At 53.8% G+C, this 16,009-nt stretch carries 10 protein-coding genes; 1 reads left to right on the forward strand and 9 read right to left on the reverse strand.

What is annotated here, in order from left to right:
• Positions 1–2: 2 nt before the first annotated feature.
• The 4 genes from K8I84_RS16590 to K8I84_RS16605 all read right to left on the reverse strand — a co-directional run bounded on the left by K8I84_RS16590 (position 3) and on the right by K8I84_RS16605 (position 8,663).
• Positions 3–2,297: a molybdopterin-dependent oxidoreductase gene (locus tag K8I84_RS16590; RefSeq protein ID WP_223795886.1), complete on the reverse strand. Its 2,295-nt coding sequence runs from the start codon at positions 2,295–2,297 to the stop codon at positions 3–5.
• Between the two features lie 146 nt (positions 2,298–2,443).
• Positions 2,444–5,794 carry an Ig-like domain-containing protein gene (locus K8I84_RS16595; protein WP_223795887.1) on the reverse strand — a complete coding sequence of 1,117 codons (3,351 nt, stop codon included), beginning with the start codon at positions 5,792–5,794 and terminating at the stop codon, positions 2,444–2,446.
• A 14-nt stretch (positions 5,795–5,808) separates the two neighbouring features.
• Positions 5,809–7,140, reverse strand: coding sequence for an outer membrane protein transport protein (locus tag K8I84_RS16600; protein ID WP_223795888.1), 1,332 nt, complete (start codon positions 7,138–7,140; stop codon positions 5,809–5,811).
• A gap of 857 nt (positions 7,141–7,997) precedes the next feature.
• A complete protein-coding gene (locus tag K8I84_RS16605) occupies positions 7,998–8,663 on the reverse strand; it encodes a PEP-CTERM sorting domain-containing protein (RefSeq protein WP_223795889.1) in 666 nt (221 codons plus the stop codon).
• Between the two features lie 1,231 nt (positions 8,664–9,894).
• On the opposite strand from K8I84_RS16605, the gene K8I84_RS16610 reads away from it, so the two are divergent.
• On the forward strand, positions 9,895–10,473 hold the full coding sequence (locus K8I84_RS16610; RefSeq protein ID WP_223795890.1) for a PEP-CTERM sorting domain-containing protein: 579 nt from the start codon (positions 9,895–9,897) through the stop codon (positions 10,471–10,473).
• A 460-nt stretch (positions 10,474–10,933) separates the two neighbouring features.
• Here K8I84_RS16610 and K8I84_RS16615 read toward each other — a convergent pair whose 3' ends face one another.
• The 5 genes from K8I84_RS16615 to K8I84_RS16635 form a co-directional block, all read right to left on the reverse strand.
• Entirely contained in the window at positions 10,934–11,584 is a 651-nt protein-coding gene (locus K8I84_RS16615) for a proprotein convertase P-domain-containing protein (RefSeq protein WP_223795891.1), read from the reverse strand.
• Positions 11,585–12,854: 1,270 nt separating this feature from the next.
• Positions 12,855–13,094: a helix-turn-helix transcriptional regulator gene (locus K8I84_RS16620; RefSeq protein ID WP_411722692.1), complete on the reverse strand. Its 240-nt coding sequence runs from the start codon at positions 13,092–13,094 to the stop codon at positions 12,855–12,857.
• 102 nt (positions 13,095–13,196) lie between these two features.
• Positions 13,197–14,159, reverse strand: a complete 963-nt coding sequence (locus tag K8I84_RS16625; protein ID WP_223795892.1) for a hypothetical protein — start codon at positions 14,157–14,159, stop codon at positions 13,197–13,199.
• A gap of 197 nt (positions 14,160–14,356) precedes the next feature.
• Positions 14,357–15,001: a hypothetical protein gene (locus K8I84_RS16630; protein WP_223795893.1), complete on the reverse strand. Its 645-nt coding sequence runs from the start codon at positions 14,999–15,001 to the stop codon at positions 14,357–14,359.
• Positions 14,998–15,894: a DNA-processing protein DprA gene (locus tag K8I84_RS16635; protein ID WP_223795894.1), complete on the reverse strand. Its 897-nt coding sequence runs from the start codon at positions 15,892–15,894 to the stop codon at positions 14,998–15,000. Before K8I84_RS16635 ends, K8I84_RS16630 begins: the two co-directional genes overlap by 4 nt.
• Between the last annotated feature and the right edge of the window lie 115 nt (positions 15,895–16,009).

Raw genomic sequence — 16,009 nt, forward strand, 5'->3', positions numbered from 1 at the left:
GGTCAGGCGCGTTTGCGCTTTCGGTCAGGGCGCCAGACTTTGACTGAAACTGCCTGTCCATTCAATACGGAAGTGCCTACCAGCGGATCAATCTGGTCGTCACTCAGGACATCGTTGATGCTTTCACCGGCGTGGGCCGATGCAACGGATTGCTGGATGCCGTCCCGGTTATGGCCCCAGCCATGGGGGATGGACACCACGCCGGGCATCAGGTCTTCGGTAATTTCTGCGGGCAGCACAATGGTCCGGCCCTCGGAACTGATTTCAGCGGAATCTCCGGCCTGCAGACCCAGCCGGCTGGCATCCTTGGGGCTAATCATCAGGGTACACCGGTCCTTGCCCTTCACCAGGCGCTGGCTGTTGTGCATCCACGAGTTATTGCTCCGCACATGGCGCCGGCCAATCAGCAGGAGTTCGTCGGACGCCCCTTGCCCGAGTTGTTCGAACAGCCGCTCCACATCTTGCAGGAATCTTCTGGGCGCCATGTGGATCTTGCCATCCCGGGTGAACAGGCGATCCGGAAGCGAAGGCTTCAGCGGACCAAGGTCCACGCCGTTGGGGTTGTCCTTGAGCACCGACAACGAAAGACCCTTGGGCAGATCGTTCCAGTGCCGGTTGAGCGGGCTAAGTTTGGCAAGACCGCGCAAGGGGTGGCGGCCGGGCAATAGATCCAGAACCAGGTCAATAGCAGGCTCCGCGACCCCCCTCAGTGGGCCTGCATTCATGCCATAGGGACCGGAACGAAGGAGCATGTCCAGAATGGGGTCCGGACCAATCTGCTGGAAGGCCCGCCAGCCCAGTTCGGCGCGCAGGGGCAGGCTGCCGCCCTTTTTCAGCCGTTCCAGACGGTGGGCAAGTCCCAGCATGATTTGCCAGTCGTGCCTGGCGTCCGGGCCGGGATCGAACAGGGGTTCACTGTATTTGGCGCTGTTTCGGACCGCGAAGATGCTGAAGATCAGGTCGTAGTGACTGCGTTCCAGGGCCGCGGTTGGAGGCAGGATGACGTCCGCATGGCGGGTGGTTTCGTTGATGTAGTAATCCACCGACACCATGAAGTCCAGCTGCTCGAAGGCCTCCTCCAGCCGCCGCCCATTGGGGCTCGACAACACCGGATTGCCGGCAGCGGTGACAAATGCCCGAATCTGGCCCTCACCGGGCGTGAGGATTTCATCGGCCATGGTGCTGGCGGGGTATTCGCCGCCGAATTCTGGCAGGCCCTTGACCCGGCTGTACCGATTGCCGAAGTGGCCATTCTGTCCCGCCAGTGCGCCAAGCACGACCAGATCAATCGCCGGCTGGGTGAACAGCATACCTCCTGGTCGGTCCAGCTTGCCCGCCAGTATGTTCAGGCAGGATGCCAGCCAGGTGGCGAGGCCACCGAACACCTGGGTGCTGGTGCCCATGCGGGTATAGAGCGCGGCTTTCGGTGTGTTGGCGAATTCCCGGGTCAGGTGTCGGATGTCCTCGGCCGAAATGCCGGTATGCGAGCTGGCGGCCTCTGGCGTGAACGGCATGGCGGCCAGTCTCAGCAGATCCACGTCCTTGGCCAGGTGCTCCGCGGCACCCAGGTCGACCAGGTCTTCGGCAAATAGCGTGTGCACCATGGCCATGAGCAGGAAAGCGTCGCTGCCGGGGCGGATAAAGTGGAACTCGTCCGCCAGCTTGGCCGTTTCGGTTCGGCGGGGGTCAATAACGATCATTTTGCCGCCCCGGCCTTTCAGTTCCTTGATCCGCCCACGGAAATCCGGGACCGTCATCAAACTGCCGTTGGAGGCCATTGGATTGCCGCCAATGCAGATGAACAGGTCGGTATGGTCGATATCGGGAATCGGGAACAGAATCTGGTGCCCGAACATCTCCAGGCTGGTCAGCATGTGAGGCAGCTGGTCGTTGGATGTGGCGGAGAACCGGTTCTGGCTGCCAATGGCTCGCATCAGCGGGGTAACGGCGACCAGCGCGCCATGATTGTGGACGTTCGGATTGCCCAGATAGACGCCGACACTGTTGCGGCCAAACTCCTGGCGGGTCTGGTGGAGCTTTTCGGCGACCAGGTCCAGAGCCTCATCCCAGTCCATTTCCTGCCAGCCGGATTCGGTTTTGCGTACCGGGCGACGAAGGCGCTCCGGATCCTCATGGAGATCCTGCAGGGCGACAGCTTTCGGGCAAATATGACCGCGACTCAGGGGGTCGTTGTCATCCCCTTTGATGGATGTGATGCGCCCATCGCTGGTTTCGATGACGACGCCACACATGGCTTCGCAAAGGTGGCATGTACGGTAATGGGTGCCGTTTTCCATCGGGCAGCTCTCCTGGATTGTTGTTATCGGTATCGTGGTTTCATTCTGCAACCAGATTAACAGGATTCATCGTTGTGCGAAAAGTGGGCAGGGGCAAAGAAAAAAGGCCAGCTCAAAAAGCTGGCCCGAAAGGAGCACGGCCTGCCCTATGGTGTTGCCGGTAATTCGTGAACCGGGTTGGAAATAAAGTTCAGGTAAAGCCCCCCGTCCGGAATCATCAGAGGAATGAAAACAGCACCATCTTCGTCGCTTGCCGGCGGGTCCAGCAGGTCCTGACAGCCGCCCAGGTCGAAGCTGAGCAATCCGAGCAGGCAGGAACCAAAGTCCAGCGTTGCATTAAGCGCGTCGCTTTCTGTGGTCACCAGCACGTTGATCTGGGGGGCATCAAAACCACGGCCAGGGTCGACAATGTTGCGTTGCTCAATCTGCATCCGGCCGTCGTCAAAGAAGGTGATGGGACCTTCGATATTCAGGGTGAACGGATAGCTGAACAGGTTATGCCGCAGGATACCCCCCAGAGGCAGGTGCAGTTCAGGCGCATCCAGCGTCAAAGCGGCTGACGCCTTGAAGGTCGGCTTGCCTTCATCGTTTTCGATAATCATGCCGGGAATCAGACCACTGCGACGGCAGGGTTCTTCGGTGCACGACGGGTCATCCTTGGCATAACGCATACGCAGGATTTGTGGGCCGGTGACCTGCGGATCGTCTGGGTCCAGCAATACATCCGTCAAACCATTGCCGTCTTCCAGGAATACATCCACCGAGGTAGTGGCCAGAAGCGTGGGGTAGAGGTACACGCGAACGCCCGGCTTGCCGGTTTCCGGATCGACTGCAGGTCCAATAATCTCAGTATTCAGGCCATAGGTCTGGTAGATGAATTTGTTGGTTGGGCAATCCGCTCCACTGGTTTTGCAGCCTACACGGGCCTCGCTCTTGGAGGAGCCCAAAACGCTCGGCTCCCGATCCGGGTTCACGATCAGTTTGGTGGCATTGGCGGACGGCAGGTAGCCACCCTGACCATCCCCTGTGTGGCTGAACGGTTCCAGGCAGTTTTTGCCGCCAAGGGCACCGCAATCGATCTCGTAGTTTGAGTTGGTATCCCGAACCGGCAGGTTTCGAAGTGCCGTAAATACGGTGTCGGTCGCTGCAGTGCCCCGGAAGTAAATGCTCAGGTCCGGGCCGCCCACATCCACCGGGTTGACCAGCAGGTCGGTTTGCAGCGCCAGGCCATTTTCCCCGCAGATAAACGACGGCTCAGCGCCATTGGAACTGCACTGTCCCCCCTGTCGGGACATCAGCGTATAACGGTAAAGGTGGCCTTCCTGCCAGGGTTTGTCAGGGAAGAACCGGATACGCTGATTGCTCTTTTCCAGACGACCAGCCACCGGGGAACTGCTGATGAGGTCGCCAGACACTTGCTCGACAACAAAGGTTCCGGCGTGAATTGAGGCCAGATCCATGGACTGCGAGAACACCACCGTGATGGGGCGGTCAGCCGGTAGCTCGGTGACCGGCAGTTCATCCGGGCTTTGTCCGTCCGGGTAGTTCAGGGAACCGCCGGACTGGGATACCGCATCGTTACAGAAACCATGGGAACCGTTGGCCAGGTCCAGGTTGTGCGTTACGCAGGGGTAGCCCGGGTAGGTTGTCAGGGCCAGGGGCGAGCGCTGGATGACACCGCTGTTACCGGTGCCAATATCGTCCAGGGTAAAGGACAGCGGGGCTTCTGTGACCGGGTTGCCGGCGATGTCCGTCAGCCCGTCCGTCGACAGTTCATAGGCCGCGCCGTGCTTCAGGCCACCCTCCGGATTGATCACCACCACGGTACCATCGAGTTTGATCGACAGATCCGATAGCGGAGCCCCGTTCTCGAACAGGGTGATGCCGCTGTCCAGAGACGCTGGATCCAGAGGTTCGTCGAAGTTCAGAATGACTGGATCGCCCGGGCGCTGCATGGATTGGCGGCCGGCCGGCAGGGAGTCTTCAGCCCCTGGCATCCAGCTGACCAGTGTCGGGCTGGTGCTGTCCGGACTCCACAGTTCTTCCGCATCCAGAGCAGAATCGACGTCGGTGGCGGCCTCGATGCGAAACGCAATCGTGGCGTTGGCGTATTCCTGGCCAAGCAGCTCGGGCTCGACGGTACCGATGGCGTCAATGGTCAACACGCCGTCCTGCACAATTGCGATCCCGTGCAACTCGACACCGAGCAGATTCTGTGACAGCGAGGCGTTGGGTTGGGCTGCGGCACTGTGCATGGCCACATCCATAAACAGGGTGACATGGCGTGGCGCGTTCAGATCGTTGGTATAGGGATTGGGGCTCAGGTAGCCGGATGCGTCCGTCAGCATGGTGACGCTAAGCTCACCCGTGTTCTGATCCACGCCCGTCTCGGCGTTCACCACCTGAACCTGGCCGTTGATACGCACATCCAGGCTGGTACCGGTTAGCAGGCTACCCCGGGGAATTCGAAGTGGCAGGGCCTCGTCAGCGGCAAACGACGGTGCGTAGGCCAGTTCGGCAAACAGTCCGCCGGCTTGTTGAGCCGGACCAGCGTTACCCAGCAGCACAGAATTGAGCGTTACTCCATTGATCACCTGCCCGTTCAACACCGATTTCCTGGCGTCTGCGTGGCTGGCGCCTTCCAGCAAGCCGGAGTCCACAAGGTGCTGCAACAGCACCACCGTTGGGCCGGATTCCCTGGGCGTGAAGGTTTCGTTGAAGTTCAGGGTGTCCGTGCCCGCCAGGTTGGGCAGGTTCTGGATCGTCAGGGTGTAGGACTGGTCCGATGCCAGCTCATCGTTCTTGGTCCCGCAGTGACTGATGGTGTCCGTCATACAGGGATCGATGACGATCCGGTTGTTGTCCACCAGAACATTGGTCGGGACAGGCTCGCCATTGGCGTCCTGTAGCCGGATCTTGCCGCCCTGATTACGCCAGTCCGGATGGACGGGTTGGCTCAGCATCAGCCGGAAGGTGGAAAAGTCCATCGGCTGGAAGTGATGCCCCGGTGAGGGGATCATCTGCTCCACCGCGAAGCGCTCGCCCATGTGATCGAGCGAGGGGATGCCCGTGTACTCACCGCGGGTGGAGAACTGGACGCCCTCGGCACCCACGGCATTGGGCGTGGAAATAGCACTGGCGCCCAAGGCAGCCAGGGAGTCGGTAAACTCGACCGAATAGTGGGAGCGGGTCAGCAGTCCACTGGTTGGCGTGAGTTTCAGGCTGCGGCCCTGATCCAGGCGGGTCGCGGTGAAGTCCACAGGGTTCTCCCCCTGGCTGATCAAAATCTTGTCTTTCAGCTCTTCCTCGCTGTCGGCCAGCGCATGGGAGAAGCGCAGGATAATGTCGCTGGAGGGGCTGACGCCGGTCTGCCCGTCTGCCGGATAGGAGTACACCACCGATGCGGGCGGCGTGGGTTCCTTCATGGTTTGCTCTTCACCGCCGCAGGCCGCCAGTAGCAGGGTAGGGATGAGGACTGCCGGTTGTTTTAGTTTCATGGTTCCACCTCCCTTCAGAACTTCAACGTGACTGAACCGCTGAACACATGAATATCGCCGTCGGCGGTGACCTCGGTTTCCGCGCCTGAGGTATCCACCAGCGTGAAATCCCGTTCCTGCAGCTGCTGGTACTGGTAGCCCAGGTCAAACCGTACCGGGTAGGCCAGCAGGCGGGTTCGGTCGTAGGTGGCGCTGAAACCCAGGCCCAGAACAATCTTGTCCGTATCCAGGTAGTTGATTTCGGGATTGCGGGTTGTCTTGAGCGGGGAGGGCTCGAAGGCGATGCCGCCACGCAGCGCAAAATTCGGGTTCAGGCGGGTTTCGGCGCCCAGCCGGGGAATCACAATGTCATCAAAGCGGATGCGATCGGCCGATGAAACCGATTGCTGATCCTTGATGGTGTCTGAAGTGAATTCCTTCTCCAGATCAGACCAGTTCTGCTGTTCAAGGGAGCCACCGATGCGCCAGTTCTCTGTCTCGTACTGGGCACCCAGAACGAGGGTTTCCGGCTGGAAGGAATCGATGGTGGATACCGCCAGACTCAGGCCCGGATCCGGAATGGTCTGGGTAACGATGATGTTGGAATCGACGGTGGTGGACGCCGACGACTTGGTCCGATAGGCCGTGGCGACTTCCCAGCCCTGCAGGTAACAGTCCCGGTCCGGGCAGAAGGTGCTGCGCAGGTCCGCGCTGACCCCCAGAATGGTCTTCAGCGAGGGCTCTGCATTGACCGACAGGCGCTCGCGGCTGGTTTCGCCGCCGAGGGTTGATACCGCATCGAGTTTTGCCGTGGCGTCCAGCGTGATTCGTGCTGACACACCTGCTGCAACACCTCGCCAGATTGGGGTAGCAGCACCAATGTTCAGGAACAGGGGTTCCTTGCCGTACTGCAGGTATTGCCCGGACTCGCTGGTCTCGGAACTGAAGGCCAGCATTTCCTTGCCGTACTTTTCCACGCCCGCAATAAAGCCGAGATAGATCGGATGGTCGTAGCGGGTCAGCGAACCCAGATTGGTTTTCATGCCGATCAGCACATGCTGGCTCGGCGTGTTGGACAGAATGTCGCCGTTGGCATTGGGGTTCGCGGACCGGAGTTCCTGTTCCGCATGAAGGATGCCGGTAGTCAGCTCTCCACGAGGATCGCTGGTGAGGTAAGCCGGGTTGTAATAGGTGGCCGAGACCTGGCTGTTGAACATGGACATTGACTGGGCCGTGGCCACATCGACAGGCATGACGCCGTAACTGGTGCCGAGGTTGCCCATGCTGGCGTTGGCAAAAGGGGGGGTAGTGAGGGACATCAGCGTGAGGGAAACCGCCCGTACTGATAACCGGGAAGCGAAAGCCATACATACACTCCATCGTCTCTTTATTTTTCTGTCCGGTCCTTCTCCGACGTGCAGAGAAAACTGACTGGTACGTTTGTTCAGGTTTGATTTTATGGGGATCTGTAGTTTCGGACGTTGACCTATTTGACGGGCATTTGGCTTCGGTCGATCATGAGTCGCACGAAGTCAGGAAAAAATATTGATAAAACAGAAGGTAACGGCATGTTTATTCTGTTTGCGTGGTATGGCTTCAAGGTTCGTTGAATGCTGAAAATGTGAATGGCTTCAATGTTCCTTGGATTTACTTCCCATAGGAGAACCGTGGTCGGGCACGGTGCCAGTAAAACTTACCGCACGGTCAGTCGTACTCAGGGATGCTTGATATCAAGAGCAAGGAGTTTTTTATTGTGGCTATCGCACAAGATTTGTGAGCCGGATGGGAGGCTACCGGAACGACCAGCTTTCCCCGGGGTGTCAGTGTGCGGCGGCGGCTTGGAGGGGAATGCAATGTGGTAGTGATGAAAGCGCTTTGGCGTCAGCAACAAAGAAGTCCCGCAATGAAGCGCAGATAGATCGGATGCTTGAAGCGCGTCAGTGAGCTCATATTGATTTTCATGCCAATATGAGCCTGTTGGCTCGGTAAGTTGGCCGGATATCGACGTTGACATTCGGGTTGGCAGAACGCGGCTTCGGCTCGGCATTGGCGAAAGTATTAGACGATAGAGCCTCGTGCCAGGCTGTAAATAAAACTGACACGATAAGGCTTTCGGCTCTGAAGGTCGTGTTAGGGGCTGATTGGTCTGAGACCTGAGTTCAGGCTTAAAGTAAAAGGCCCCGCTTTGCGGGGCCAAAATTCACCTTGTGTCCCATAGGCTCGGTTAAAAAAGACGCCGTCTGAAACCAAGTGCAGCGAGAGCCAATCCTAACAGTCCAAGAGTGCCCGGCTCAGGTACTTCTCTCGGTGTTGTATCCAAGTCAACGAGTTTAAGACTGCCTTCACCATTGAGTCCAGTCCGCTGCAGTCGCATGAGGGCTCCATCAACTGTCAGCATCTCCGTATAGTCGAAACTGGCAAAACCGTCCAAAACTCCAAAGTTGTCGACAGCGTAGTTGTTAACGTTGCCTGTCTGTGCAGCATCGAAGTCAATGAAGTCGAGAAAAACACCGTTGAAAGACTCGCCATTGCTGACGCTCTGAGTACCCTCCGAGACATTCCAGTTATTGGTAACATCTGTGTAAGTTCCGTCAGCCTCTAAACGCTCGATATAGAAATTTGACATGTTTGAAAACACGAAATCCGGCGTGAAATCAAAGCCAAAACCGGTAACGAGTGCATCTATCGAGACATTGTCAATTTCAATTTCATATGTATAGCCACCTCCTCCATTAGCGAAGTAATCGATAGTAATCGAACCGCCTTCATCCCCGGCGCAATTAGCAGGGTCTACGGTGCCGTCGCACGAGAAGTTGAAGGTCGTGGGAACTGCGTACGCCGTTCCTGCAAAAGCAAGGAAGGCCAACATGGGTAGGATTTTCTTGAACATCGTTTGCACTCTTCTGTGGAAGTGTGAATTCAGGTCTGCGTATGGGATCAAAAGCAGAGTGGTCACCGCACTGACACCAACTCCTTTCAATTCCCTTTCCACATTCACCACCTGCGTTCAATTAATCGGGGCGTAACGGCATCCTCTCTAACAACACAATGACCTTCCCTGAGCCCCTGGTTTCGCTCCTGGAGGCTGGTGCCTTGATGGCGTGCCGTCCTAGAAGCAGGTACTACCAATGAACTTGAGCAGAGATCGTGCCAGTACATGTTGGTTCCAAAGATGTAATTTTTCTTCCTGCACAGAGAAAATTACCCCGAGAAAAAACAGGATATTATGTCAATACATGTCGATAACCGATTTGTTAAATGCTTCTTAAAATTGCTGTGAAATATTCCGTCACTTTCTGGGATGTAAAAATGATCGACAGTGACTGGAAGCGGTAATGGCCGAGCGAATTCAGCGCGGAGCGCCGGAACTTTCCGGTTCTTCGCGAAGGTCTAGGGAGGGAGTCGAAGAAGACTCGAACCCATCGGACCAAAAATATAGGTATCAATGAAAAACCGCTGAATCTTTGGCAACTTGCATCACAGGCCCGGCCTGTGCCTATTCTTTGCTCTACTGAAATGAGTACCTTGCCTTGCCCCGACCTTATCAAGACCGGGCCATTGCGAGACAGCCATTGCTTTCCTTCGGCCCCTGCCTGAGCGGTCCAGGCTTATCACAGGTTTAAAGATGTTCCCCCTAAAAAAGTTGAGGATTCTTGGGATGTTGTGGATAAAACGTCAGCATTTTTTACATGGCCGGGTGTCTCCCAGGCTCGAGTTTGGCCGCCACTTCTCGTGGCTGCGTTGTTCCTTGTCGTAGTCTTATGACGTACGGATCGCTCGAGAGCGTCACAAAAGAATGGCTTCGGGGTGGGAAATTTAGCAGCCGGTGTGTTTAAGGTCGTTCGGACTATTATATGCCGCTACCCGCTTTCGGGCGGCTTTACTGGGTGTTGCAAAATAATACATGTTATTCGATGAGGTCCGGTGTCTAGATATATAGAGTTCTGCTTTAAATAGGGTTTATTTTTGTTGGCATCAAATTTGTAATCGGAAAGGCGAGTGCGAGTTTAGATGCTTTTTTCTTTATCGATGCGGTGAAAGTGGTGTGTACGGAGAGATTTCGTCGCCCGTTTGAAAAAGGCAAGGAACATAAGAATCCCTAGGATGGGGGAGAAAAAGTGATGAAGATGCTTATTCAGTCCGCAGCAGTGGCTGTATCAATGATAATGGCCAGCGGAGCTTCGGCGTATATGCTTGATGGCGTGGATGTAGGTGAGTTGGACGGGCTGATCGGGTATACCGACAACCTGAATGAAAACCCGGATGGCGCTTGTACCAGTGGCCCTTCAGGGAGTGGGCACGCATCCGAGTTGTGTTGGGTAAACAATCTGCTCGCCGAGGATGGTGTGGGCCCAACAACCTATGTAGAGGCCAATAAGGTTCCAGATCAAGAAGCATTACTGGTGGATGGTGAGTCCTCGATTTATGCGTTTGAACTCTCTTACGAGTCACAATATATCCTGTTGAAAAAATCTGGTGTCTGGGCTCTGTTGGAAAACGAATTTAATCAGGGCTGGGCGGTATTTGATACGTCACTCTTACCTGCGGGTCTGAACCTGCCGGACCCTGGTGATAGCCAGTGGGTTATCAGTCACATTGTCCCGCTGGGAACAGATGTGTCGGTGCCTGAGCCCGGCTCGTTGGTTCTCCTGGGGTTGGGGCTGGTTGGTTTGGGCGTTGCACGCCGCAAAGTCAGCTGATCCCACTTGCACAAAGGCTGCTGGAAAGCCCCGGTTCCGCCGGGGCTTTTTTGTTGCCCGGTGATTTCTCACTAATGTTCGCGTCAGGATAAAGATAAGTCTTTTGGGTTTGGGGCGAGGTTCCAGCCAAAGCTGCTCTAAAGGGCTTTGCCCTGTCGGTGGCTGAGCCGTTGAGACTGTGGACCGTCTCTGGATGTTGCCAAAAATGGGTATGGGGAGTGTGAAATGGTGGGCCCAGCTTCCACTGGTTTGGATTTCTAAGGGTCTGAAAAATAAATTTAAATTGGTTTTTTTGTTTTTGTGTACCCCCAAAAATACCCCCAATACTGACGAGCTTCGGAGTGGTCTGGTTACTCTATTCGTCTGTAGAGAAATGGTTTTAAGGTTTGGCGTGCCTAGGGGCATATCCTCTCGACCATTTTTTAATTTCACCCTCAAATATTAGCTCAAGTTCTTGAGGCTAATTACTTTGGATGGACTTTCGGCGACGTGCAAAGCCCAACCCTATGAGAGCTATCCCAAGGAGCGTTATAGTGCTTGGCTCCGCGACAGCTCTGGCGTCAGTCCAGATGTCTAGCGTGAAAGAATCAAAATATGTTGCAGACCAAATTTCGTAATCAGCAATCGTCAACGTCCAATCGCCAGTCACAAAAGATCCATTGAATGCAGAGAGAGCGCCGCCGAGGTTAAAGGTGCCCGAGTGCGCCTCCCCGTATGGAAGAGCATTAGGGGCTTGGTCGTCAAAAGTCATCGATACATTGTGAGCCCCGTTCTGAGGCATGTAGTGCTTAAGGATGTCTCCGAACAAATAGACGCTAGCTCCCGATGGGCTGGTAAGCCAAATGTCTGTTTCGTATAGCGTATCGAATTTGGACCAATTGACAGTGATGTTCACGTCAAAGACCTTGCCGTGATCCGCAATGTATACAGATCGCTCAACCACATGTGGATACATCCCGTTATCGAACCAGTTGGATAAGGTTCCCCATTTAACGACAGGGTCCACTGTTGTTGAATCTGAATTCGTGGCTGTAATCAATCGTGCTTGAGCTGTAGAGGCGAAAAGAAGAGCGGCAAGTAGGGCGATAATGTGGGCCGGAAAACGATCCATGTCTGTTTTCTCCGTTTGTTGTCCGTTATTCCTGTATAGCACTATTGGTGCCAATTGCTAGTTATTGAAATCACAGCTAATAAATTGGGCCGTTTTAGATTGTGTAAATTGGGGTGACGGTTTTTGTGTAAATCCTTCCGGGTTCTCTAGGCGTGCGGCGGCAGAAAATTTGGAGTGTCGCTCTAGTTCGGATGACTTGGGCGCAGGGGGCTTGTTGGAAAATCTCTTCTGAAGTGAGTTAGTAATTAATTTGCTGTATGCAGGCGGTCTTGCTGATAAGGGGGCGGAACTTTTGCACCCCCCCACCCATCTGTTCAGGATTGAACGGTATTAGAAGGTAAGGCTTCGCCCCTTGGTAAATTATAAAGGTATACGAATTGCGACTACTGAGGGTCGGGTTGGAGGCCTGACCGATACACATGGCGGGTAATGCCCCCAATCTCGGGGGCAGATTCATGGGCACTGATACAAATAGAGAGCAAGTCGATACTGATAGCGTGCAACGATTGCGTTTTAGGCTGCCTTTTTCAGTTCATCTATTTTAGGTGGATTTAGATAAAGAGCACTTGGCCCTTGGGTAGGTCTTACGTCAAGTTTGCCTTTGCATTCATCTATCGGTCGCCAGGTTATGGCGTAAAGCGAACAACGGTTGCGGCCTCCCTGCCTAGTTATCTCAATTAAGCCCCTACTGAGTAGCGCCTTGAGGGCCTTGTCTAGCGTCCCTGGCGATTTCCAGCCCCTATCTCGCATCACTGACCATGCGGCACAGAGATCACCGTTGTTGTTGCCTTTAAACTGAGCTGCAATATCGACAAGTAGTTTTACCGCCCAGCCATTTAGGCTTTTGTATGCCTGGCTGTCTATAACGGGGTGAGGGATGCCCAAGAAGGGGGATCGCCCCGCCTTCCCAGTCATCCTTGCGCGTCGGTCCTTAGCCATCGCTAAGCCACCTTATCAGCTTCTGATGAGGCTGGTGAGTCTGGCTGGATTAGGTGTCTCGCCAGTACACGTGACTCTGGCAAGAGGTGGTAAACGCCAGGGCGAGTAAGTAAACCATCGCGGTCTATTTTTTCTACTCGCTCAGTATCGATTTTTAAAAGGAAGCTTCTCCTCAGTTCTTGGATGTAGTGAGGACTGTTGCTGGCTCCTGCTACTCGGTCTGCGGTTTCACGGGGGAGTGGCCCTGCGAGCAATGCGACTATTAACCGGTAAAGCCGCGCGGTGATAAGATGGCGCAGGCGCTTTGCTGTGGTGGCGGGCGCTTCTTTTTTCATGCTGCATCTCCCATGCGCTCTGCGATCCATTGACGTATGGCTGATTCGGGCCACGCTACAGCTCGCGCTCCGATTTTAACGGCTTTAGGGAATGTTCCGGCGGCCATGCCTTCGTAGATAGCGCTGCGGCTGCGCCCAGTAACAGCTTCTACTTCCTTACGGCGCAACATGCGGTCAATCTGCTGGGGGGTGCCTGAGGTTCGTGGTTGTGGTACTCGAGGTAGTGCGTGGTTCATATTGGGTTCTCCCGTACTTGTATGGAATACGGAAGAATTTTTGCAGCCTAAGTTCTGCTGGTAACCGACAAAAAGAGGTTTCTCGTGCCGTCGTTTAGTCTCCTAAATCGTCCGATTTAGGTTTGGTATTCTGGGGTCAGAATAAACGTTTAATCTTGAGGTTTTTCTGTCTGACGCCTGGCGCCTAGAGTCGGACCAGGCATTCTGCATTGCTAGCCGCAAGTCATCTCTCTTAGAGGATATTCTCTCAAGAGTTTTTGGCTCCAGTCCTAGCGCTTCATCGAAAACGGATAATCCTAGCAGTATAAAGACCACGCTTTTGTATTCTTTTCCAAAGGCCCAATAGTTAGCCTCGAATAGCTCGTTTGCCGTTATCCTGGCTAAAAGGTCTTTATCTTTTCGACGTTTTAGGGACTTTTGAAATGGCTCGGATTGCAGATAACGCTTTAAGCCTTTCAGGTAACGCTTGGCCAATTCATTTCCAGCTGGCCATTCGGGGAGGTCAGAGAAATAAGCCAGTTCTGGTTTTTCTAGCTCCTTATCAAGACTATCGAGAAGCTCGGAGGCTCTAATCACAGATTCTCGTGCTTCTACCGCTATTCGATAGCTCGTACCGTCGAGGAAATTAGCAGCTGTTAGGGATAGGGCTTGTTGCCACTTTAGATTTGCTTCCGTGTACTTTCGAATCAAGGTGAATGGAATGCTTTGCCAGCAGCGTGCTTTAGCTATCCCGAGTACTCGTTCAGTAACAGCATCGAAAGGATGTTGTTCTTCGCTTCTTGCTAAAACTTTGCGTTTGGCTAGGGCGTAGGCGGGATCTGATGCCCAGTAGCTGCTTACATCCGCATATTCAGAATTAAGGCGCTCTAGGGTTGTAGAATGGCTTTGTTTATAGTCGGATCCTATCCAAGTAAGCCATTCCCTCGTACGTTGTTGTTGTTCTGGGGAATCGAATTCAAGGCTGCGGTAATCTGAGTAAGTATCGTGCATTTCCTGAAGAAATGCCCGGATAGTGTTGGCGTACCCTCTGAATCGATCCGATGTAGGAATAGTCGTTTCTGTCACGAGTCCCCTTAAATCTTCTAATGGAGCCCATGTGTTTAGGCTTTCGAGGTTATATCAACAATGGGGCGAGCGTTTGCTTTTGCTTCTTCTTGGCTGCTTATTATCCGTTTTTTCTGCCCATGTCTCCGCACGAATAAGTCATAGAAATCGAGAAGCGGTTAAGCTAAATGGGAGTAGATCATTGGAGCGTAGCTCAATTAGGACTGTTCGAACAAAGCGGCGAAATCGTCTTCTTCGACAGCACGACGAGCCACGAAAAATCCAACTATGCGGTGTTTGGGAAGTGCTGCCTGGAGCTTTCGCTGCATTGCCTTGAAGTGAGCTCCTGTCGTGAGCATGTCGTCAAGTATGGCTACAGTGGGACGGAAATCTTGCGGGTCAAAATCTTTGATTTCGTAGAGGGCCTCTATTTCCTCGGGGCGCTTACGGTTCGCGGAGGTGTGGTTAGCGTCAGTTGACTGAGTTTGGACTATGAGTTCTTCCCAGTGACAATTAGGGTTGAGTTCCTGCATTTTCTGAAGGATCTGACACATCCTGTCATCATAGAGAGGGTCTTGTTTGCTCTTGGATGGAGGTACAGGAATGAAGCTGAGTTGTTCCAGTTTGATTCCTTTAGAAAAAAAACCGGCGATAGTGTCGATTGCTTCTGTCTTATAGCGGTACTCGGGCCTTCCTCGTCTATCGACTCCTTTCTTGAGATTCAGAATAAGTTGATTCATCTCGCTTGCAGCGAAACCGCCTCTCGCGGTGTATTCGCCCAGACAAAAACATTCGTCCTCGCTCGACAAATAGTAGTGTTGGTCGAGTACTTGAGAGTCAACTTTGGTAAACCTGTATGTCATTTGAGCAGGTTTTTCCTTATGTCTTCGTAGTCTCTCACCCGAATGGCGCCCTTCTTGAGATATTTTTCCGGCCACGTGATTGAGGTGTTCCTAAAACAGCTATCGAGTATGAATAGCTTTCTGCCTTGATCTATCGCCGCTCTCGCTTGATACAAGGTTCCCGAAGTGTCGCTCGCCTCGACAATAATAGTCGCGTCAGTCAACGCAGACATCGTGATGTTTCTTTCAGGGAAGAATGCCCTGTTAGATCGATAGTCTTGCGTTTCATATCGCAGAAAAGGTACTTGGCTAATGATTAAGAACTCTTTTCTTAATCTCTCCTGCAATGCCTGATTCTTTTTAGGATAGATATGGGTTAGAGGCGTTCCAATCACCGCAAAAGTCTTACCGCCAGCGGCTAGGGCAGTTTCATGGGCTGTCGTGTCTACCCCTTCGGCTAATCCCGATGCGATAGTAAAACCATCATTTACCAGATGGTTTACAAGCTTTCGTGTCCTGCGGATACCGTTTTCCGAAACTTTTCTGGCACCCACTACCGCGACGCTCGGTGTGCTTATTAGATCCCACCAACCTTGGTAGTAGAAAACACGGAGGGGATTCCTTGCGTCTTTTAGCTTGGAGGGGTATTCGATACTTCCCTCGACTCGAACACCCAAGTCCTCAAGTTGGTATTTCGTAAAGAGTTGGTTAAGGCGGGTACTCGCCTCTAAGATTTCGGACTCTGATACCAGTTCTGAAGGCAGACAAGAGGGCACATCCCGAAAAAGGTCCGCGACCCTTTTGAACGTCGATCCTTTCCGGACCCAGAGGGCCTCATAGGCACACATCTCCTGATAAGGAGAGATGGCGGGAATGGTAAAGTCCCGCTCTGAGAAGTCCAGTTCTGGCGACACTGCAAACACCATAATGAAGGATAGCTCGAATTAGATTCAATATTTTATAGCACCCTGAGTGTCAGCAAAACAACCAATGCTTCGCTTGCTTAGGTTGCTCCATGAAAGTAAGCGT

The sequence above is a fragment of the Marinobacter sp. F4216 genome, assembly GCF_019931195.1.
In the GTDB taxonomy this organism is placed as follows: Bacteria; Pseudomonadota; Gammaproteobacteria; order Pseudomonadales; family Oleiphilaceae; genus Marinobacter; species Marinobacter suaedae.

What these genes read in the sequence shown, in the direction of transcription:
- K8I84_RS16590 (WP_223795886.1), bottom strand. Translation starts at nt 2,297, where the DNA reads ATGGAAAACGGCACCCATTACCGTACATGCCACCTTTGCGAAGCCATG.
- K8I84_RS16595 (WP_223795887.1), bottom strand. Translation starts at nt 5,794, where the DNA reads ATGAAACTAAAACAACCGGCAGTCCTCATCCCTACCCTGCTACTGGCG.
- K8I84_RS16600 (WP_223795888.1), bottom strand. Translation starts at nt 7,140, where the DNA reads ATGGCTTTCGCTTCCCGGTTATCAGTACGGGCGGTTTCCCTCACGCTG.
- K8I84_RS16605 (WP_223795889.1), bottom strand. Translation starts at nt 8,663, where the DNA reads ATGTTCAAGAAAATCCTACCCATGTTGGCCTTCCTTGCTTTTGCAGGA.
- K8I84_RS16610 (WP_223795890.1), top strand. Translation starts at nt 9,895, where the DNA reads ATGAAGATGCTTATTCAGTCCGCAGCAGTGGCTGTATCAATGATAATG.
- K8I84_RS16615 (WP_223795891.1), bottom strand. Translation starts at nt 11,584, where the DNA reads ATGGATCGTTTTCCGGCCCACATTATCGCCCTACTTGCCGCTCTTCTT.
- K8I84_RS16620 (WP_411722692.1), bottom strand. Translation starts at nt 13,094, where the DNA reads ATGAACCACGCACTACCTCGAGTACCACAACCACGAACCTCAGGCACC.
- K8I84_RS16630 (WP_223795893.1), bottom strand. Translation starts at nt 15,001, where the DNA reads ATGACATACAGGTTTACCAAAGTTGACTCTCAAGTACTCGACCAACAC.